Source organism: Dyadobacter crusticola DSM 16708, from assembly GCF_000701505.1.
GTDB lineage: Bacteria > Bacteroidota > Bacteroidia > Cytophagales > Spirosomataceae > Dyadobacter > Dyadobacter crusticola.
In genome coordinates this window covers 83095-101988 of sequence record NZ_JNJB01000012.1, presented here as the reverse complement: position 1 = coordinate 101988, position 18894 = coordinate 83095, and the positions used below count along the sequence as shown (strand labels likewise).

19 protein-coding genes are annotated in these 18894 nt (G+C 46.0%); 8 read left to right on the top strand and 11 right to left on the bottom strand.

Annotated features, from left to right (window positions below; all coding sequences use genetic code 11):
* Positions 1-44 precede the first annotated feature (44 nt).
* Genes Q369_RS0116405 through Q369_RS0116395 form a run of 3 tightly spaced genes read left to right on the top strand, consistent with a single transcriptional unit; the run spans position 45 to position 2031 of the window.
* Positions 45-545: a QcrA and Rieske domain-containing protein gene (locus Q369_RS0116405; RefSeq protein WP_031528876.1), complete on the top strand. Its 501-nt coding sequence runs from the start codon at positions 45-47 to the stop codon at positions 543-545.
* A gap of 13 nt (positions 546-558) precedes the next feature.
* Positions 559-1455 (top strand): DUF5777 family beta-barrel protein, encoded by an 897-nt coding sequence (locus Q369_RS0116400; protein ID WP_031528875.1) that lies wholly within the window; start codon positions 559-561, stop codon positions 1453-1455.
* Positions 1456-1461: 6 nt separating this feature from the next.
* Positions 1462-2031 carry a YceI family protein gene (locus Q369_RS0116395; RefSeq protein WP_031528874.1) on the top strand — a complete coding sequence of 190 codons (570 nt, stop codon included), beginning with the start codon at positions 1462-1464 and terminating at the stop codon, positions 2029-2031.
* A 3-nt stretch (positions 2032-2034) separates the two neighbouring features.
* Here the strand turns inward: Q369_RS0116395 and lacZ are convergent, their stop codons facing one another.
* Positions 2035-5424 (bottom strand): beta-galactosidase, LacZ type, encoded by a 3390-nt coding sequence (gene lacZ, locus Q369_RS0116390; protein ID WP_035333583.1) that lies wholly within the window; start codon positions 5422-5424, stop codon positions 2035-2037.
* A gap of 170 nt (positions 5425-5594) precedes the next feature.
* On the opposite strand from lacZ, the gene Q369_RS0116385 reads away from it, so the two are divergent.
* Positions 5595-6362, top strand: coding sequence for a type III pantothenate kinase (locus Q369_RS0116385; RefSeq protein WP_031528872.1), 768 nt, complete (start codon positions 5595-5597; stop codon positions 6360-6362).
* Here Q369_RS0116385 and Q369_RS0116380 read toward each other — a convergent pair.
* Entirely contained in the window at positions 6359-6751 is a 393-nt protein-coding gene (locus tag Q369_RS0116380; protein WP_031528871.1) for a gamma-glutamylcyclotransferase family protein, read from the bottom strand. The genes Q369_RS0116385 and Q369_RS0116380 overlap by 4 nt on opposite strands.
* Before the next feature lie 147 nt (positions 6752-6898).
* Between Q369_RS0116380 and Q369_RS0116375 the strand changes: the two genes are divergently transcribed.
* The 4 genes from Q369_RS0116375 to Q369_RS0116360 all read left to right on the top strand — a co-directional run bounded on the left by Q369_RS0116375 (position 6899) and on the right by Q369_RS0116360 (position 11732).
* Complete coding sequence (locus Q369_RS0116375) at positions 6899-8359, top strand: nicotinate-nucleotide adenylyltransferase (RefSeq protein WP_031528870.1); 1461 nt, start codon at positions 6899-6901, stop codon at positions 8357-8359.
* 129 nt (positions 8360-8488) lie between these two features.
* Positions 8489-9811, top strand: coding sequence for an Nramp family divalent metal transporter (locus Q369_RS0116370; RefSeq protein ID WP_031528869.1), 1323 nt, complete (start codon positions 8489-8491; stop codon positions 9809-9811).
* A 124-nt stretch (positions 9812-9935) separates the two neighbouring features.
* Entirely contained in the window at positions 9936-11243 is a 1308-nt protein-coding gene (locus Q369_RS0116365; protein ID WP_031528868.1) for a Gfo/Idh/MocA family protein, read from the top strand.
* Positions 11244-11363: 120 nt separating this feature from the next.
* On the top strand, positions 11364-11732 hold the full coding sequence (locus Q369_RS0116360; protein ID WP_031528867.1) for a DUF5618 family protein: 369 nt from the start codon (positions 11364-11366) through the stop codon (positions 11730-11732).
* A gap of 79 nt (positions 11733-11811) precedes the next feature.
* On the opposite strand, the gene accC is transcribed toward Q369_RS0116360, so the two are convergent.
* The 9 genes from accC to Q369_RS0116315 form a co-directional block, all read right to left on the bottom strand.
* Complete coding sequence (accC, locus tag Q369_RS0116355; RefSeq protein WP_031528866.1) at positions 11812-13155, bottom strand: acetyl-CoA carboxylase biotin carboxylase subunit; 1344 nt, start codon at positions 13153-13155, stop codon at positions 11812-11814.
* A 34-nt stretch (positions 13156-13189) separates the two neighbouring features.
* Positions 13190-13678, bottom strand: coding sequence for an acetyl-CoA carboxylase biotin carboxyl carrier protein (accB, locus tag Q369_RS0116350; RefSeq protein WP_031528865.1), 489 nt, complete (start codon positions 13676-13678; stop codon positions 13190-13192).
* Positions 13679-13768: 90 nt separating this feature from the next.
* A complete protein-coding gene (gene efp, locus Q369_RS0116345; RefSeq protein WP_031528864.1) occupies positions 13769-14335 on the bottom strand; it encodes an elongation factor P in 567 nt (188 codons plus the stop codon).
* Positions 14336-14375: 40 nt separating this feature from the next.
* Positions 14376-15374: a beta-ketoacyl-ACP synthase III gene (locus Q369_RS0116340; protein WP_031528863.1), complete on the bottom strand. Its 999-nt coding sequence runs from the start codon at positions 15372-15374 to the stop codon at positions 14376-14378.
* Positions 15375-15449: 75 nt separating this feature from the next.
* Positions 15450-16388: a phosphate acyltransferase PlsX gene (gene plsX / locus Q369_RS0116335; RefSeq protein WP_031528862.1), complete on the bottom strand. Its 939-nt coding sequence runs from the start codon at positions 16386-16388 to the stop codon at positions 15450-15452.
* Positions 16389-16520: 132 nt separating this feature from the next.
* Entirely contained in the window at positions 16521-16715 is a 195-nt protein-coding gene (gene rpmF / locus Q369_RS0116330) for a 50S ribosomal protein L32 (RefSeq protein ID WP_082489058.1), read from the bottom strand.
* Positions 16716-16833: 118 nt separating this feature from the next.
* Positions 16834-17412 carry a YceD family protein gene (locus tag Q369_RS0116325; RefSeq protein ID WP_031528860.1) on the bottom strand — a complete coding sequence of 193 codons (579 nt, stop codon included), beginning with the start codon at positions 17410-17412 and terminating at the stop codon, positions 16834-16836.
* 45 nt (positions 17413-17457) lie between these two features.
* Positions 17458-18090: a NeuD/PglB/VioB family sugar acetyltransferase gene (locus tag Q369_RS0116320; protein ID WP_031528859.1), complete on the bottom strand. Its 633-nt coding sequence runs from the start codon at positions 18088-18090 to the stop codon at positions 17458-17460.
* 88 nt (positions 18091-18178) lie between these two features.
* Positions 18179-18841, bottom strand: a complete 663-nt coding sequence (locus tag Q369_RS0116315) for a hypothetical protein (protein WP_031528858.1) — start codon at positions 18839-18841, stop codon at positions 18179-18181.
* Between the last annotated feature and the right edge of the window lie 53 nt (positions 18842-18894).

Sequence of the window (18894 nt, the reverse complement as noted above, 5' to 3'; positions counted from 1 at the left end):
GATACCAAATCAGAACAACTAATTTAAATTTCAAACTATTCACCATGGAGACTACAAACCAAGAGAAAATGAAGCGGGGAGAATTTCTGAGAAGTCTGGGATTGAGTACCTCAACATTAATGGCTTTTTACTGTATTGGTACAACAATGACCGCCTGTGGATCGAGCAATGAAGACGATCCTGCTCCGGTGGACCCGGTTGTCGACCCGAGCGGTATCACTGGCACGACAACAGGCAATGCGATCAATTTCACCATTGATCTGACCAAAGTAACCAACCTGAAAACGAAAGGTAAGTTCGAGATTATCGGCGATACGATCGTGGCGCTTACTGACGCGGGAACTTATGTGGCACTTGCAAGAAGATGCACACACGAGGGTACCAATGTACAATACCGTTTGGCGCAAAATGATTTCTGGTGCCCGAATCACCAGTCTGAATTTTCTACAACCGGCGCTGTAGAACAAGGCCCTGCAACTACTGCGCTCAGAACATATAAGACCAGCCTGTCAAACGACGGCAACACTGTTACAGTTACCGCATAATATCACTGCATCTATGAAAATGCTCCGCTTTGTACTACCATTGGTGGTTTGTACAACAAATCTCTATGCCCAGGACGATCTGCTGAATGAACTTTCCCAACAGGATAGTGCGCAACGGGTCCCTGTGACGGCCACCTTTAAATCTACCCGGGTTGTGAATGGACACTCGGTGGAAACGATGAAAAAGAAGCATCTCGATTTCCGGATCTCGCACCGTTTTGGCCGGCTGAACTCAGGCGCTTACCAGTTTTTTGGACTCGACCAGGCGACAATGCGAATGGGATTTGAGTATGGACTTACCGACGATTTCATGATCGGAGTGGGCCGGAGCACATCCCAGAAGGTTTATGATTTCTTTGGAAAATATAAGCTGCTGAAACAAAGCACAGGCGCGCATTCCATTCCGGTTTCTGTAACGCTTTTTGGAGGTACAGGTGTCGCTACTGTGAACAAGGAACTGGAATTTCAGGATAAGCTGTACTACTCCGCGCAGGTACTGATCGCCCGGAAGTTTGGGGAGCGGCTTTCGCTGCAACTCTCGCCCACATATCTGTTCAGAAATAAACCTGAAATATCGGGTGATGAAAAGTTGCTGCTGGCTGTCGGGATTGGCGGCAGGTTCAAGCTTTCGAAACGCGTCTCGCTCAACGGAGAATACTTTTACACGGCCCGGGAGAAAAACACGCGTACCGCGCCTTACCACGATTCAATGTCGTTCGGAGTTGATATCGAAACAGGCGGACACGTTTTTCAGCTGCATTTTACCAATTCGCTGGGGATGATCGAAAAGCAGTTTATAGGAGAAACGACAGGTTCCTGGGGTAAGGGTGATATCCATTACGGCTTCAATATTTCCCGGACTTTCAGTTTTGATAAAAACAGTAAAAGGCGGAAATCAACAGATCAATAACAAACTATGAAACTTCACTTATTGTGCGCGGTAGTTCTGACTGCGCTAGGGATCGCTATATCTTCTCCGAAAACATTTGGACAAGGCGGCAAGTTTTCTACTTCCACGGGTAATACCCGTTTTTCATCGGAAACACCTTTGGAAAACATCAATGCAGAAAATAAAAAGTCGCAGGCTATCCTGAACACTGCCAATGGAGAAATGGCGATCCGGATGAACATGCGCGATTTCGTTTTTCCAAACAAGCTGATGCAGGAACATTTCAATGAGAACTACATTGAATCCGACAAATACCCCACAGCCACATTTACCGGGAAGATTGATAATGCGCCTGATTACACCAAAAACGGTCAGTATGATGTATCTGCAACCGGTAAGTTCACAGTACACGGAGTAACCAAAGAGCGGACTTTAAAGGGTAAAATGAAAGTGGATGGGGATAAGATTACTATTACTTCCAGTTTTGAAGTACCACTTACGGATCACAAAATCGAAGTCCCGCAAGTTGTTTTTGTCAAAATCGCGCAGGTGATCCAGGTAAAGGCTGAATATGTTTTAACAGCTGTAAAAAAGTAGTACTTACCTTCTTCGTCTTCTTTTTGAAGAGGTCTTTTTCCGTACAGGCGCTTTTCGTACACTCGCTTTCCGCACTGCCGGCTTGCGCACCGGCGTGGCTATTTCTTCCTCTTCCACATCGTCTTCACTGGCGACCGGCGCATTACTACTTTCAGTAGTCGGAGTTACATAACTGCGGGATGTTTTGGAAGTGAATGGAAGCTGTGAGCTGAGGATCTGTTCAATATTAGAAGTGCTGTTGATCGCTTTCAGCCGGAAACTGTACGAATAGGCTTTGGCGGGAAGCAAATATTGTTCGTGTACTCTGGGCGACCAGCTGTCGTCTCCCCCGAGTCCCATTTGTGCGAGATCAATGTTTACAGTTGTGGAAGTACCACGAGCAAGTACAGCTGCCCGCTTTTTGGCGGCAAGTAAATCCTTGTCCGTATAATCGTGTACGTTGAAGCTGAATGCCGAATCGCTGGCTGCGAGCAAGCCGTTTCCTTCTGCATTCACCACAGTTGCCCAGCGCACTTCTGTTTTGTTTCCATTCTCCTGCGGGGTAATGTAAGGGAAATGCTGGTCAGCGACTGAACCTGCATAAATGCCGATTTTTCCGCTTGTTTTTCGGTCCGCATAAGTTTCATGCGGGCCGTTTCCATACCATTGCGTTTTGTTAAAGGTAGCCGGCATTTGCAGCTGAAATCCGACCTTTGCCAGCGTCGGCCACTCACCTGTTGGTGTGAATGTATTCTGCACGTAAATATCTCCGGAGGTATAAACAATGTACTCCGAATTCACTGCCATTTCTCCTTTCAGGCTTTTCAGTTTTTGGGTCAAAGTAACGCGGTAAGCTTGTGAAGTAAGGCGCTGCGTTTTGATATCACTGGATGTAATTTCCAGCGTATCCAATGCGGCGTTGCGCCAGCGGCTTGCGTAACTTTCGGCACTGCCGCCTTCGTCATTATCAGTCGGTACCCGCCAGAAATTGGGGAAAGGTCCCGCTTCCAGCATTTCGTCTTTTTTGTTTTTGAAAGAAATAATGCGGCCTGCATTCTTATCGAATGTAACCGAAAAATCGTCGCCACTCAGCTGAACGCGACCTGCGCTCAGCTGCACCACGCGCAACGGTCTTTCCCCATATAGATTCAGAACAGGTCGCTCCGGGGCTGGCTTTACAACAGGTACCTGGTGCCAGGCTACTTCATGCCCTTTCGCAGCCCAAAGTGCGGGTTCTTTTAACCTTACACTTAGATTCAGAAAGTATTCGCTGTTTGGTTTTGAGGTTGCAGGAAGCTCAAATGGGATATTGATCTGCTGCTTTTGTCCGGCTGGGATATTCAGATTGGTTATCGTTCCGCCTTTCCCAATTGCCTTTCCATTCTCCTGTAACGACCAAACCAGCTCGTACCCGCTAAGCGATTGAAAATCGTACTTGTTGGCGATTGTTACCTGCGTTTGTCCCGGCCGCAAAGTGTCGGGTACTTCGAATTTTATGTATTGATATACTTTTTTGACCTCGCTTAATTCCGGCTGCGGGGTTCTGTCGGGATTTACCAGTCCGTCGCCTGCATTGGCTCCGTCGATGTAATTGAAATAGTCCCAGTAAACAGTTCCGTCTGGTCTTTTCAGCTGTAAACCCTGGTCAACCCAATCCCAGATAAAGCCCCCCTGCATGGTTGGCGATTTTTCGATCAAATTCCAGTATTCGTTCAAATTGCCAATGCTGTTGCCCATTCCGTGTGCATATTCACAGATGATCAGCGGCCGCGTTTTATCTTTTTTGACCAGCTCTGTCATATCCTGCGTCGAAGGATACATTACCGAAATAATGTCAAAACTGCTCAGGGTAGTAGGTTTATAGTCCTTTCTTCCTTCGTAATGAATGGGGCGGGTTGGATCGGCGAGGCGAATGAAGTCGGCCATTGAAACAAAGTTCTGCCCCATTCCCGATTCATTGCCGAGCGACCAGATAATAATCGACGGGTGGTTTTTATCTCTTTCCACCATCGCATTGCCCCGGGCCAGAAATGCAGGTTTCCATTGCGGGTTATCAGCCAGAATAACGTTTTGTCGCCAGAGTTCGTGGCTTTCAATATTGGCCTCATCAATTACGTACAGGCCATATTGATCGCAGAGATCGTACCATTCCGATACATTGGGATAATGCGAAGTGCGTACTGCATTGATATTGTGCTGCTTCATCAAAGTAATGTCCCTGATCATCGACTCACGGCTGATCACGCGGCCAGTTTCAGGATCGAACTCGTGGCGGTTAACGCCTTTGATCGTAATCGCTTTTCCATTAACGAGCAATTGTCCGCCTTTAATCTTTACCTCCCGGAATCCGACGCGCTGGCTCGCCGTTTCAAGCACTTTCCCGTCCGAGTTCATCAGCTGCACGGTCAGGGTGTATAGGTAAGGTGTTTCAGCACTCCATTTGATCGGCGCAGCTATTGGTACATCCACCCGCACAGCCCCTTCTTTACCGGTTTCCAGGGTACCTACCATTTGGCTCACCGGCGTGGTTACTACCGTTTTGTTGGCATCGTAAAGTGTAAAGAGTACCTGATGTGCATGGATTGCCTGTTCGCTATAATTTTTAATATAAGCACTCAGTTTCAGTGTTGCATTTTCATTGTTTGCGTCTAGAATTGTCCGCACCGAATAGTCGGTCAGGATTACTTTTGGTAAAATCAATAAGTTGACATCGCGGAAAATACCTGAGAGGCGCCAGTAGTCCTGATCTTCTAAGTAACTTCCATCTGACCAGTTGATTACCTCAACTGCCAGGTGGTTCAGTCCGGGTTTTACATCCTCTGTTACATCGAATTCAAATGGCGTCATACCGTCTTCATGGTAACCAATCGCGACGCCATTTAACCAAACATAACAAGCCGACTGCACGCCGCCGAATTGCAGGAAAATCTGCCTGTCTTTATTGTCCGCAGCGACTGTGAATGTAGTCCGGTACATCCCCACTGCATTGGTATCGGCTGTAATCCGCGGTGGAGTTGCTTTGAATGGATGTTTGATGTTGGAAAAAATCGGTCGGTCGTATTTACGGCCTTCCCGCGCGCCTACTACCTGCCAGTTGGAAGGGACCGGGATATTGTCCCAGTTGGAATCAGGAATATTCGGGTCAAAGAAATTGAGCTGCGCTTTCGATGGGTGTGACGCCCATTTGAATTTCCAGGTACCATTGAGTGACTGGACAAATGGAGATTTTTTGCTCAAAGTCAACGCACTCTTTTCATCTGGATAAGGCGTGAAATCGGCACGCGGTTTTTCTGTATTAATGCTGATCACCTGCGGGTCCTGCCACTCCGGAACAGCCTGAGCGCGCACTTCTGAGAGAAAGCAGGTAACGAAAACGAGAATGACAGACGTGCAAAAACGGGTATGAAAAGACATTTTTATCAAGGTAGATATAGGTATGTGTCTGTTAGTGTTCGGCTGTTTCGGCCGGTTCTTTTTTTGATAAAATTATGGATAATCAAAAAGAAACAGATGTTAAAGCAGGGAATGATCAAGTTTTATTTGAATAATGGCTTTATTTGCCCCGACACGTAAATGCTCTTTTCATGTTGTTAGCGGTGGATGTCGGCAATACCGACACGGTTTTCGGACTTTATCAATTTGGCTCCTGGGAGCACCTGTGGCGAATGCGGTCGCTGCCGCAGGAAAGTGAGGCGCATTATGAATCTAAGCTGCGGCTGCATTTCCTGGAAGCTGGGCTCTGGTTTGGTGACATGGAAACGGTCGTGCTGAGCAGCGTAGTGCCTGCATTAACGCCCGTGATTTTGAAAATGCTCCGGTCGCTGTTTGGTGAACATATCATTGTGGTCGGTCCGGATATTTATCCTGACTTGGAAATAGAAATCGACCACCCGCACGAGATAGGAGCAGATCTGATCGCCAATGCAGTGGCGGTGAGATCAAGATATCAGCAAAATTGTGTGGTGGTGGATTTCGGTACCGCACTTACATTTACAACCGTATCCAAAGACAGCAAGATCTTGGGCGTGGCGATTTTGCCGGGACTTGTCACTGCTGTAAAAGCGCTTTTTGCAAACACGGCGCAGCTCCCCGAAGTGCCGCTTGTGCTTCCTTCCACGGCAATCGGAAAGAACACAACGGAGGCGATCCAGGCCGGTATATTATTGGGATATGAAGGTCTGGTGAAGTCATTGATCAGCCGCATTCGTGAAGAACTTGGCGGTGAATGCATTGCCGTTGCAACGGGCGGGCTTTCTTCCATTATCGAAACCCTGAAAGATGAATTCGTTGAAATCGACAATAAGCTTACATTGGACGGACTGCGTGTAATTGGCGAAAAGGTCAAAGGTTAGCCTATGAAAATACCGGTTTCGATCAACTTCAAATCCCCGACGGGCTGGTTGTAAATGTATGTCCAGCAGTAGAAAAGACCTCCCGTCTTCAAATGCACAGGTACCTTTTTTCTGAGGTATAAACTTGCGGCTTCATCTTCCATAAGATCCTCATATTCATCTAAATCGCGTAATATTTCCGGCGATGTAAGTTGAAAAACTTCCCCATAAACCTTTGCTGAACTATCAGGTGCGAAAATTGCACCGGGATACCATTCCACCTGATACAGAAGTCCATGAAAAAAGCCCTCATCAATGAACAGGGAATGTGCATGCAGCTGCTGCGCCACAGGGTTTTTAAATCCTCTTCTCAAAGTTCCGTAAGTAAACAGATAGGGCAGATCTGGCATTGACTTCTGTTTTAAAATCATCAGTTTTTGGCAATAAATTTTAGAACTTTTCCATTCTGAATATATACGCCAACTAAATGTAGTTACATATCGGGTGTATTTTTTTTATATTTACATGTAAGCCGTTCATCTAATTCAGACAAAGTTATGTACGAAAAAAACCTTGGTACAAAACAAAAAGCGTTAAGAATCAATCTTGATCGCAGGATTTATGGCTCTTTTGCAGAGATCGGGGCAGGGCAGGAGACAGCAGCATATTTTTTCAAGGCGGGAGGCGCTTCGGGCACAGTTGCAAAAACGATGTCAGCCTATGATATGACTTTCAGCGATGCCATTTACGGTACGGAAGAGGGCGGAAGGTATGTGGTAGAATCACGATTGATGAAAATGCTGAATCGGGAATATAACCTGGTCGAAAAGCGACTTTCTGAGAAGAGAGGCGAAGACAGCCAGTTTTTTGCATTTGCCAATACCGTTGTTGCATTGAATTTTCAGAAAACCAATGAATCGCACGGCTGGATTGGGTTGCAGTTTCAGCTGACGCCCATGGGGCCGACCAACTATGTTGTTATCCACGTCCGCATGCGCGACGATGAGAATATCCTTCAACAGCAGGCGCTGGGAATTATAGGGGTGAACCTGATGTATGGTTGTTTTTTCTACTACAAATCACCGGAAACACTGCTGCTTTCATTGATGGACGATCTGACGACTGATCGCATTGAAATCGATATGGTACGTTTCAGCGGACCTGATTTCGTGAAGGTTGACAATCGTTTGATGAGCCTGCGGCTGGTTAAAAACGGATTTACTGATGCCGCATTGTTTGGCAGCGACGGCGGCGTTTTGCAGCCTTCGGAAGCTTTGTACAAAAAGCACATTCTCATGATGCGCGGCCGGTTACGACCGATCACGAATGTACATATAGACCTGATCAGCAACGGACAAAAGCAATTTCTGGCCGAGCCTGATGTAGACGAGTCGAAAGTTGTACTGATTTCCGAGCTTACATTGCATAACCTGAAAGCCGGCGACCGGGATATCGACGAAAAGGATTTCCTCGACCGTGTCGACATTCTGTGTTCATTGGGGCACATGGTAATGATCTCCAACCACCACGAATATTACAGGCTGGTAGCTTATCTTTCGAGACTTACCAAGCTGAAAGCAGGCTTACTGCTGGGTAGCCCGAGCTTGCAGGATATTTTCGAGGAAAAGCATTATGAATTCCTTCCCGGCGGCATTCTCGAATCGTTCGCAACGCTGTTTAGCCGAAAGGTGAAGCTGTTTATTTACCCGACATTGCAGCCCGACGGATCGGTTTACAGTTGTGAGAATTTCGTGGTACCTGCCCATTTGCAGCCTCTTTTCCAATATCTGATTATCAACGACAAGATCGAGGATATCCGGAACTATAACAAGGAGCACATGCACATTACAACGGACAGTGTACTCGAAAAGATCAAGCGCGGCGAACCCGGCTGGGAAAAGCTGGTACCTGAGAACGTAGCGCAGATCATCAAAGAAAAGTCACTTTTCGGGCTCCCGAATGAAGATAACTACGTAGATACCGTTAAACAGATCCACCAGGCTGTTGGGAATCTTTGATCTTTGATTGCCACGAATGCACGAATTGCTTTTGTGTTAATTCACGGTCCGCCGTAGCGGTGCATTCGTGGCAATAATATGAAGTAACTAACCTCAAATCCAGGCTTTTGGCTAAAAGCATTTCTGCAAATGGCCCAAATCCTGAATCCTCCCTCTACATTCTTCGGCAGGCTCCGCTATCTTGGACCCGGCTTCATTTTGTCGGCCGCCATTGTTGGCTCCGGCGAGCTGATCGCTACTACTGCATTAGGTGCAAAGGCGGGCTTCGTGATGTTCTGGATTATCATTCTAAGCTGTTTGGTCAAAGTGGCATTGCAGCTCGAATTTGGTAAGAATGCAATCTATTCAGGCACTTTCATCATGCACAACTTCAACCAGCTGCCCGGGTTGAAGCTCGGGAAAGCGCATTGGAGTATCTGGCTGTGGCTTTCACTGCAAGGCCTGAAACTGTTACAGGTGGGTGGCATTGTAGGAGGGGTCGCAATAGTGCTGCACATGGCTTGGCCTGGTATACCTGTAAATGCCTGGGCGATCATCTCTGTTTTACTTACGTCTTTTTTGGTATACAAAGGGCGTTATGGCATAGTTGAAAAAGGCTCGCTGGTGATGATCATGCTTTTTACTTCTGTCATACTGACCTCACTCTTCTTACTGCAGGATACCGAATACGCAATTGCGTGGCCGGATATCAAGTCGGGACTTGAATTCACACTTCCTGCGGGAATGGTCGCTACTGCATTCGGGGCGTTTGGCATTACTGGAGTTGGCGGCGACGAGATCATGTATTACAATTATTGGTGCATTGAAAAAGGCTACGCAGCCTATTCGGGTCCAAATGATGGCAGCAAGGAATGGAGCGAGCGGGCAAAAGGCTGGTTCAATGTAATGTATCTTGACGCAGTATTGTCAATGGTTGTTTATACAATCGTGACTGCGGCTTTTTACCTTTTGGGGGCGGCTGTTCTGCATAGCCAGGGTACTGTTCCGGAAGGATACAAAATGGTTGAAATATTGTCCGGGATATTTACCGTGACACTTGGTCCCTGGGCTAAAACCCTCTTCTTAGTAGGCGCATTCTTCGCATTATATTCCACTTTATTTACCGCCACTGCGAGCTGGGCGCGTGTTTGGGGCGATGCTTTCGGACAATTAGGCTGGATGAAATTTGATACAGAAGCCAATCAGCGCGAAGCAATCGGTATCCTTTCCTGGGCTTTGCCTGCTGTCTGGTGCGTGTTATTCCTATTCTTCCAGTCGCCAGTTATGATGGTAATACTCGGCGGCATTGCCACATCTATTTTACTGCTGCTTATTGTTTACGTGTCTCTTGTGTTCCGCTTCCGTGAATTGCCGGCCGCATTGAAGCCTTCATCCGCGTACGACGTGTTTTTCTGGGTTAGCGTAATTGCTATTCTGACGGTAAGTGCATACGGAATTATACAAATTATATAATGAGATAGTACCAAAGCATCAAACCATCGTACTTCTCCATAGCGCTCGATCAACGAGAGTTTGCGTGTTAGTCAGCTTCCTAATTACAACTTACCATAGATAGTCTAGTCTTAAACTCTTGTATATGAAAAAGGAAAACGAAGTTTCAAGGAGGGATTTTATCAAAAATTCAACGAGCGCTGCTGTTGCATTATCGATCCCTTACATTGTGCCAGCAAGTGCATTTGGTGCAAATGACCGCGTGAGAGTAGCTGTTTTAGGGGTTAATGGAAGGGGGAAAAGTCACATAGCGGGTTTCAACGACCTGAGCAATGTGGAGGTCGCAACTTTGTGTGACCCGGATAACAATGTTGTGCAGCTGAGAGCGAAGGAATTTGCTGAAAAAACGGGTAAGAAGGTTAAAACGGAAACCGATCTTCGGAAGGTTTTTGAGGATAAATCCATTGATGCAGTAAGTATCGCAACACCGAATCACTGGCATGCGCTTGCTGCGATCTGGGCATGTCAGGCAGGCAAAGATGTATATGTGGAAAAACCCGGTTCACACAATCTTCATGAAGGGCGCAAGCTGGTGGAAGCTGCCCACAAATACAAACGCATTGTGCAGCACGGCGTGCAGCTGCGGAGCTCGGAGGCATTGCAGGAGGCTGTGAAACATTTACGCGATGGATTGATCGGCAATGTATATATGGCGAGAGGTTTGGTTTACAAATGGCGACCGGATATTGGTGACAAAGGTACGGAGGCTATTCCCGCTGGATTGAACTACGATCTATGGACCGGTCCTGCCGAAATGAAGCCATTTTCCAGAAACTATGTGCATTACGACTGGCACTGGCATTGGAACTATGGCAATGGAGATATTGGTAACCAGGGAATCCACGAAACTGATATGTGCATGTGGGGATTGGGAGTCGACACTTTTCCTGAAAAGATTACCTCGTCTGGTGGTAAGTTTTTGTGGAACGATGCGAAGGAAACGCCCGAGCTGCTGACCTCTTCCTTTGTTTATCCAAAGGAAAAGAAGATGATCGAGTTTGAAGTACGCCCGTGGATGACAAACGATGAAGGCGGGGCAGGAATCGGCAATATCTTCTATGGATCTGAGGGCTATATGGTTGTGAAGGGTTACGATTATTACGAAACGTTTTTGGGAAAAGAAAAAAAGCCCGGCCCGACTCGCAAAGCCGGCGGAGATCACTATAAGAACTTCATTGATGCCGTAGTTGCGAAAGATCCGAAACTATTGAATGCACCTGTTGAAACGGCCCACTTATCGTCTGGTCTGGCACACCTGGGAAACATCGCCTACCGGACAGGAAAAGCATTAACTTTTGATCCAAAAACCGAAAAGTTCGTTGGAGACGAAGACGCAAACAAGCTCCTGACCAGAAAGTACCGAGCGCCTTATTCTTTGCCGGAGGTGGTTTAGAAGTTGGTCAGTTTTTCCGGTGGATAATCGATAAATAGTACCAGTGCATGTATTCTGATTCGGGTTTAATAATTAGCTAACTTGCATTTACATTAAACCTAAAAACAAGGAAGCACACACATGCAACATCATGAAATAGACAGGTACCTTTCCAATGCGAAGGAGATTTTAACGACAAAGGCCAGGAAAGAAGGAAACGAGTACCAGGATATTAAATACGTTCAAATGGCATCGGGTACCGCCTACAATGCAGCTTTGATGATCGCTGATGAATATCTCAAACGCAAAGAGGGAAGCAAATTCGTGAAGCCTAAAAGCATTGAAGATTACAGATGCAGGCTGAGGAAGTATAACAAAACGCTGCTTTCCTATTTAAATGAAGCTTATGACACGCTTCATCTTGCAGGATATTATCATGGCACGCCTTCTGTGAGGACAATCCGGGAAGGCATGGATGCTGCTTACAAAATGCTTGCTATGATCAGTTAGTGCTGCGGCATTGCAAAGCAAAACGCCGCCCAAGGATACTTGGCCGGCGTTTTGCTTTGAGTAGGTATGCCATTCAATCTCAAAGAGACTTGAAATCGAAAGTTTCGAGGTATTTCGTAGTGAAATTGCCGGATTTGAAACCTGGATCATCCATTAATTTGATGTGGAAAGGAATGGTTGTCTTAATTCCCTCTATCACAAACTCCTGCAATGCACGTTTCATGCGGGTAAGTACCTCTTCTCGCGACTGTCCGCTGACGATCAGCTTGGCAATCATCGAATCGTAGTTCGGAGGAATGGTGTAGCCGCTGTAAACGTGGCTGTCAATCCGTACTCCGTGACCGCCTGGAAAATGCAGGTTCGTGATTTTTCCAGGTGCTGGCCTGAAACCATTTGCCGGATCCTCCGCATTGATGCGACACTCCATTGCATATAGCTTCGGAGTATAGTTTTGTCCTGAGATCGGATAACCTGCGGCAACTTTGATCTGCTCTTTGATCAGGTCGAAGTCAGTCACTTCTTCCGTAATCGGGTGCTCTACCTGGATACGGGTATTCATTTCCATGAAATAGAAATCACCGTGCTTGTCGACAAGGAACTCAATTGTTCCTGCACCCTCATACCCGATTGCCTGCGCACCTTTGATCGCAGCAGCTCCCATCTTTTCACGCAGTTCAGGCGTAATGATCGGGGAAGGAGTTTCTTCAACCAGCTTCTGGTGACGGCGCTGAATGGAACAGTCACGTTCCGACAAGTGGCAAACCTTACCGAACTGATCTCCGATGATCTGGATTTCAATATGGCGGGGCTCTTCAACGAACTTTTCAAGATATAAACCGTCGTTCCCAAATGCGGCTGCCGATTCGGTGCGTGCATCGTTCCATGCTTTCTCAAATTCATCAGGCTTATTGATAATCCGCATCCCGCGTCCGCCGCCGCCGGCAGTGGCTTTGATAATGACCGGATATCCAATGCCTTCTGCGAGTTTTTTGCCGTGCTCGATCGAATCTAACAAACCTTCGGAACCTGGAACAACCGGCACACCAGCCTGGATCATGGTCGCTTTTGCGGTTGCTTTGTCGCCCATGCCATTGATCTGCGCTGCTGTTGCACCAATGAACTTAATGCCATAATCTGCACAGATTTGCGAGAATTCGGCATTTTCCGATAAAAATCCGTAGCCCGGATGGATTGCGTCGGCACCGGTAACTTCGGCAGCAGAAATAATATTTTGAATGCTCAGATAGGACTGACGGCTCGGAGGAGGACCGATACAAACGGCCTCGTCCGCAAATCTTACGTGGAGGCTGTCCCTGTCAGCAGTGGAGTAAACAGCTACCGTTTTAATGCCCATTTCACGGCAGGTCCTGATAACCCGCAGGGCTATTTCACCCCGGTTGGCAATGAGTATCTTTTTAAACATAAAGTCGATTTGGTTTTGCAGACCTTCTCTCGCCTCAGGCGGGCTCTACAATAAATAGAGGTTGGTCGAATTCGACAGGTGTGGCGTTTTCAACAAGAACTTTTACGATTTTACCTGAAATTTCAGATTCAATTTCGTTGAAAAGCTTCATTGCTTCAATCACACAAACAACCTTGCCGGGTTTGATTTCGTCTCCGATACTTACGAATGCAGGGGTATCAGGGCTGGATGCGCGGTAGAATGTACCGATCATCGGGGATTTAATTGTAATCAGATTGGAAGAGCTGGACTCTGCAGGAGCAGTTGGCTCAGTCTGGGCGGAATGCGTTACTGCTGTTGTAGGTACAGGCGGGGCAATTGCGGGAGCCGCAGTTACATTCGCTGGAACTGAAGTAGCTGGTGCAGCAGGAGCTGAACCGTAACGTTTTACCTTGATCTTAAGATCGGTAGTTTCAATATTCACTTCATCAAGTCCCGACTGGGCAATGAAGTCAATCAATTTCTGGATTTCTCTGGTTTCCATTTATTCAAATTTAAACTGTGGTGATCTCAACCTCAAAGGCTTGATAATAAGCATCTCGCAAAGGCCATTTACCTCACAGATTTCAAAAAGTTATGATTTTACTCTTTCTACGTAATCGTAAGTACGGGTATCAACTTTGATTTTCTGACCTTCTTCGATAAACAGAGGTACCATTATGCGGGCTCCTGTTTCAACTTCGATGGCTTTCTTTGGAGAGTTGGCAGTATCTCCTTTCAGGCCGGGTTCGGAGTAAGTTACTTCCAGCTCAACAAACGGAGGCAGCTCACAAAGTAAAGCCACATCATTTTCAGTGTTGATGAGGATTTCCACTTCCTGGCCTTCTTTCATTAAATCTGCATTGGTAACCAGTTTTTCATCGATCAGAACCTGGTCAAATGTTTCAGCATTCATGAAGTTATATCCAACCTCATCCTTATATAAATACTGGAATTTATGTCTTTCAACACGAACCGGTGTGATACCTGCGCCGGATGAAAAGGTGTTATCAAGTACTTTTCCGGAGGTAAGGCTTTTCAACTTGGTGCGGACGAATGCATTACCTTTTCCGGGCTTCACATGTTGAAATTCAATTACCTGGAAAAGATCATGGTTGAAGTCTATCACCAATCCGTTGCGCAAATCTGCAGTAGTTGCCATATAATTAATAATTAATATTAAAGTCAGTAGTCAGAACAATCTATTTCGGATCATAAGCCCATTTCAGGTAAATGGAGCCCCAGGTAAAGCCGCCGCCAAATGCAGCGAGAATGAGATTATCCCCTTTTTTGAGTTGTGATTCATAATCCCACAAACAGAGTGGGATTGTTGCAGCAGTAGTGTTCCCGTATTTGTGAATGTTCACCATCACTTTTTCCATTCCAACACCCATTCTGTTGGCAGTGGCTTCAATAATACGCCTGTTAGCCTGGTGCGGTACCAGCCAGCTTACATCTGAACCTTTCAGACCGTTACGGTCCATGATCTCAGCTGAAACGTCAGCCATATTTGTAACAGCAAACTTAAATACCTGTGCACCATCCTGAAACACGAAATGCTGGCGCTTTTCAACAGTTTCGTGGGTGGGAGGGAAGCGGCTTCCTCCTGCTTTTTGGTTAAGGTAAGGGTATCCTGCGCCATCGGACCGAATAATCGAGTCCATAATGCCATTACCCTCAGAATTAGGTTCCAGCAAGACAGCGCCCGCGCCGTCACCAAACAAGATGCAAGTTTTTCTGTCGGTATAGTCTACAATGGCAGACATTTTATCGGTACCGACAACAATGATCTTTTTATATTTTCCGGTCTCAATAAATTGCGAGCCGAGTGTCAATGCATATAAAAATCCGGAGCACGCGGCCTGAATATCAAAGCTTCCTACATTTCGGATACCTACCATATCGCAGATCAGGTTAGCTGTGCAGGGGAAAATGAAATCAGGGGTCGTTGTAGCGCAGATTAACAGATCAATTTCTCCTGGTGCGGTATCTGTTTTTGCCAACAAACCTTTCACAGCCTCAGCACCCATATGTGAACTTCCCAAGCCTTCCCCTTTCAGAATACGCCTTTCTTTAATACCCGTTCGACTTACAATCCATTCATCGTTTGTCGCAACCATTGTTTCCAACTCGGCATTCGTCAAAATATAATCAGGCACATACCCTTGTATTCCTGTTATAGAGGCTTTTATATGGGTCATGATAAATTAACTATTCAAAATCCGAATAGATTTTGGTAAAAAGGAAAGTTGCTGTTTAATCATAGGTGGTTCCGACTAATTCAGTGCTTGTGAAATATGCAAGTATGCCCTGGACTTAACCTGTTTGTAAGCCCAGCCAATCATGTTCTTGATTGCCAGCGGAGACGAAATTCCATGGGCGATCATGACATTTCCGTTAACACCTATGATAGGACTGCCGCCAATTGATTCGTAGTTTGTCTGATCGATGAAATCGTCCTGGAAACCTCTTTTCCTGGATATTTCATACAAAGATTCACCCAGCTTAAATAGTATATTGCCGGTAAAGCCATCGGTGACAATGACGTCAGCTTTGTTTGTGAAGAGATCTTTCCCTTCTATATTTCCTATGAAATTGATGCGTTTGTTTTGTTGAAGGAGGGGGTAAGTCGCCTGGGATGTGAGCGAGCCTTTTTGCTCTTCCTCTCCGATGTTCATCAAAGCCACCCGAGGGCGCTCTATCTGAAAGGTGTATTGCGCGAATATGGATCCGATCTCACCAAATTGTGCCAATACTTCTGGTTTGCAATCTGCATTGGCACCGATATCAAGCATAATAGAGTGACCTCCACCTACCTGCGGTACAAACCCAGCAATAGCCGGTCTTAGGATTCCTTCAATAGACTTTATGCTAAAAAGGGCGCCAACGTGCATTGCTCCCGTGTTTCCTGCGCTGCAGAATATGTCAACTTCTTTTTCCTTCAGAAGCTTGAATCCAACTCCGATGCTGGAATTGGGTTTTTGAGAAAGGGCTTTCGTAGGATGCTCGCCCATTTCAATAACATCTTCTGCGTGAACGACGTCAACATTAGAAGGGGTGAAATTGTGTTGATTGAATATTTCCCAAATCACATTTTCACGTCCGATTAAAACGATTCGCGCCTCGGATGGTAGCTCAGAAGAGGCTTGAATCACCCCTTCAACAATTGCATGTGGAGCTAAATCTCCCCCCATAGCATCTACCGCAATTTTCATTTACACGCTGTTATTTTAGACAAATAAGTTAGAACTCGAAGGTGTAAATTTAGCAGATGTGCCGTAGTAAAAAAGAATTTCGCAACAACTTTTATAGGGCTGCTGCGAAATTGATATGTTCACCGACTGATACTAAACTGTTTTAGTATAGTTTTCAACTACTACTTTTCCTCTGTAAACAAGGTTGCCTTCGTGAACGTGGGCGCGGTGTAGTTGGTGGATTTCTCCTGTTGTTGAATCTGTGCCAAGCTGCTTTCCGGTAAGGAAGTCATGCGCTCTGCGTGTATCGCGACGTGTAGTGGAATGTCTCCGCTTAGGATGTGCCATGATGCTTTATTTCTATTTGTTTTTGTTTCTTTTAAAATCCGTCGGCTGAAGCCGGCGGCCATTGACTATTATCTATTTCCGTCGGCTTCAGCCAACGGAAACGGGTTTGTCGGGACTGTTATTCGCCTTTTAGCTTTTTCAAAGCCTCCCAGCGAGGGTCCACCGGCCCTTCTTCTTCGGGTTCCTCATCGTTGTTTTCAGCAGATGAGTAAACTAATATCGCTTCTTCCTCATCATCTTCCAGGTCAAGGTCGTCTTCTTCTGTCCTTAGACTCGGATGTATTTTCTTTGTTGGAAGCGACAACGCTATAAAGTCAAATATATAGCGCGCAACGTTGATCCTGTTAGTATTCCTGTTGATGATCTCGATTTCCTCTGTAAGCTCTTCATCGTGGTCGCCGAACTTTAAAATAATGCGCTCGTCGGAGTTAATGGGCTCTTCAAAGGGTTCAAGACTTCTGTCACAGGTTAATGTAACTGCGCCTTCCGTGTGGAACCGAAGCTGGATCATGGTGGCCGATTTATTCAAAACAACATGCGTTTTGAAGTGTCCGTGCTCAATCAGATCCTGTTCAAGTTCTTCGAAAAAAGCGTCTCCTGATTCCATATCATAGTCATACTGTTTGTCCTCCAAACCGTAAATGTCTATGTTGTATTTAGTTAGCTCTTTCACTTTCTCGCTCAAAAAGGAGTGCAAAGGTAATGTGTTTGATATTAATAAAAAAGATGTGACGGAATTTTGTCAAATCTTCCTCGCTGGATTTCCAAAGTAAGTTGCACCGGCAGCTACATTTTCAACTACTACGGAACCTGCGCCTATTCTCGCGTTTTTGCCAACTTCAATTCCGGCTACTATCACTGCGCCGGAACCGATGAATGCGCCATCGCCTAAAAGTACGCGGTCATTAATGATAGCACCTGTTCCGATCGTAACAAAGTCGCCGACGCGTACTGAAGTATCCAGCAACGCGCCCGTCTGAATCAGACAATGGTGTCCTACAACAGTTTTCGCACCTATGATTACTCTTGCACCGATGAGATTACCGTGGCCGATGGCAGACATTCCGGAGATCACAGCTGTGTCGTGAACGGCATTCACCGGCATTACCTTGTACTCTTCAGTCAGTGTTTCAACCAGTCTTTCCCTCACCACTTTATCTCCAATCGCAACGAAAGCTTCACATTTGGACCCGAGAATACTCAGATAACCTGTATCATCAGTGGAGCCGATTACGTTTACGTCACCAAATTCCTTACCATGAAGCTCTGCGGTATCGTCGAGAAGGCCGTAAACGATTACATTATTTCTTTTAAATATATCCAGCGCCTGTACTCCCAGGTCGCCTGCGCCAAAAATTAAAACTGGGTTTTCCATAATTGTGGTTAATAAAAAGAAAAAGTCTCCATTTGCCTGAAGAGTTCAAATGTTGACAAAAAATCAAGCCACTCTTTGTGGGGTATACTTAAAGTAATGTAACGCGAAAGACCAGCGGGCTGCCGTAAGGTGACAAGTTGGTAATTGCAGCAGCAGGCCCGGCAGAGTTGTCTACCTGATTGTAGTAATTGAGATTATATAATAATGTAAAGTGAACAGCCTTGGCAATGCGGCCGCCGGTAGGTACCGAATACGCAGCGCCCAGCATAGGAGACACGATCCATTGTCTTTTTTGATAATTTCCTACCACATTCAATGGTTCCAGCTCCGCAATCAGGTTGACCGGCTTAATTACATTGTACATCAAAAAGCCTTTTCCACCATAGTAGCTGTATGAATCGAAGTAGCGTTGCTTGAAAAACATATAAGTCACACCAACACCTCCAACCAGCTTTTCAGTCAGTTCGTAGCCTACCATCGGCGATAGATTGATGTTAGTGAATGTGCCAAGGCTCAGCCCGAAGCCACCACCCGCGCGCAGCCTTTCCTTGAATGGAAGCTGTTTGAAATCAACTTCTTTTTTCTTCTCCGCAAGCCGGTTTGTGTCTTTCGGGGTATAATCCTGTCTTTGATTGGGAGTTTCCCTTCTCAGTGAATCCGGGCGATAGTATTCGTCATTTTGAGCAAACAAATTGACGCTGGTCAGGATAGTTAACAGAAGTGTGCAGCTCAGGAGGATTTTGCTTTTCATCTTAAAATCATTTATTTTATCCTATTAATAACTGGTAACGATCCAGCCTTTGT

What these genes read in the sequence shown, in the direction of transcription:
- Q369_RS0116370 (WP_031528869.1), top strand. Translation starts at nt 8,489, where the DNA reads ATGGCCCAAATCCTGAATCCTCCCTCTACATTCTTCGGCAGGCTCCGC.
- Q369_RS0116365 (WP_031528868.1), top strand. Translation starts at nt 9,936, where the DNA reads ATGAAAAAGGAAAACGAAGTTTCAAGGAGGGATTTTATCAAAAATTCA.
- accB (WP_031528865.1), bottom strand. Translation starts at nt 13,678, where the DNA reads ATGGAAACCAGAGAAATCCAGAAATTGATTGACTTCATTGCCCAGTCG.
- Q369_RS0116380 (WP_031528871.1), bottom strand. Translation starts at nt 6,751, where the DNA reads ATGCCAGATCTGCCCTATCTGTTTACTTACGGAACTTTGAGAAGAGGA.
- Q369_RS0116375 (WP_031528870.1), top strand. Translation starts at nt 6,899, where the DNA reads ATGTACGAAAAAAACCTTGGTACAAAACAAAAAGCGTTAAGAATCAAT.
- lacZ (WP_035333583.1), bottom strand. Translation starts at nt 5,424, where the DNA reads ATGTCTTTTCATACCCGTTTTTGCACGTCTGTCATTCTCGTTTTCGTT.
- Q369_RS0116405 (WP_031528876.1), top strand. Translation starts at nt 45, where the DNA reads ATGGAGACTACAAACCAAGAGAAAATGAAGCGGGGAGAATTTCTGAGA.
- Q369_RS0116385 (WP_031528872.1), top strand. Translation starts at nt 5,595, where the DNA reads ATGTTGTTAGCGGTGGATGTCGGCAATACCGACACGGTTTTCGGACTT.
- Q369_RS0116400 (WP_031528875.1), top strand. Translation starts at nt 559, where the DNA reads ATGAAAATGCTCCGCTTTGTACTACCATTGGTGGTTTGTACAACAAAT.
- plsX (WP_031528862.1), bottom strand. Translation starts at nt 16,388, where the DNA reads ATGAAAATTGCGGTAGATGCTATGGGGGGAGATTTAGCTCCACATGCA.
- Q369_RS0116315 (WP_031528858.1), bottom strand. Translation starts at nt 18,841, where the DNA reads ATGAAAAGCAAAATCCTCCTGAGCTGCACACTTCTGTTAACTATCCTG.
- Q369_RS0116395 (WP_031528874.1), top strand. Translation starts at nt 1,462, where the DNA reads ATGAAACTTCACTTATTGTGCGCGGTAGTTCTGACTGCGCTAGGGATC.
- accC (WP_031528866.1), bottom strand. Translation starts at nt 13,155, where the DNA reads ATGTTTAAAAAGATACTCATTGCCAACCGGGGTGAAATAGCCCTGCGG.
- rpmF (WP_082489058.1), bottom strand. Translation starts at nt 16,715, where the DNA reads ATGGCACATCCTAAGCGGAGACATTCCACTACACGTCGCGATACACGC.
- efp (WP_031528864.1), bottom strand. Translation starts at nt 14,335, where the DNA reads ATGGCAACTACTGCAGATTTGCGCAACGGATTGGTGATAGACTTCAAC.
- Q369_RS0116320 (WP_031528859.1), bottom strand. Translation starts at nt 18,090, where the DNA reads ATGGAAAACCCAGTTTTAATTTTTGGCGCAGGCGACCTGGGAGTACAG.
- Q369_RS0116360 (WP_031528867.1), top strand. Translation starts at nt 11,364, where the DNA reads ATGCAACATCATGAAATAGACAGGTACCTTTCCAATGCGAAGGAGATT.
- Q369_RS0116340 (WP_031528863.1), bottom strand. Translation starts at nt 15,374, where the DNA reads ATGACCCATATAAAAGCCTCTATAACAGGAATACAAGGGTATGTGCCT.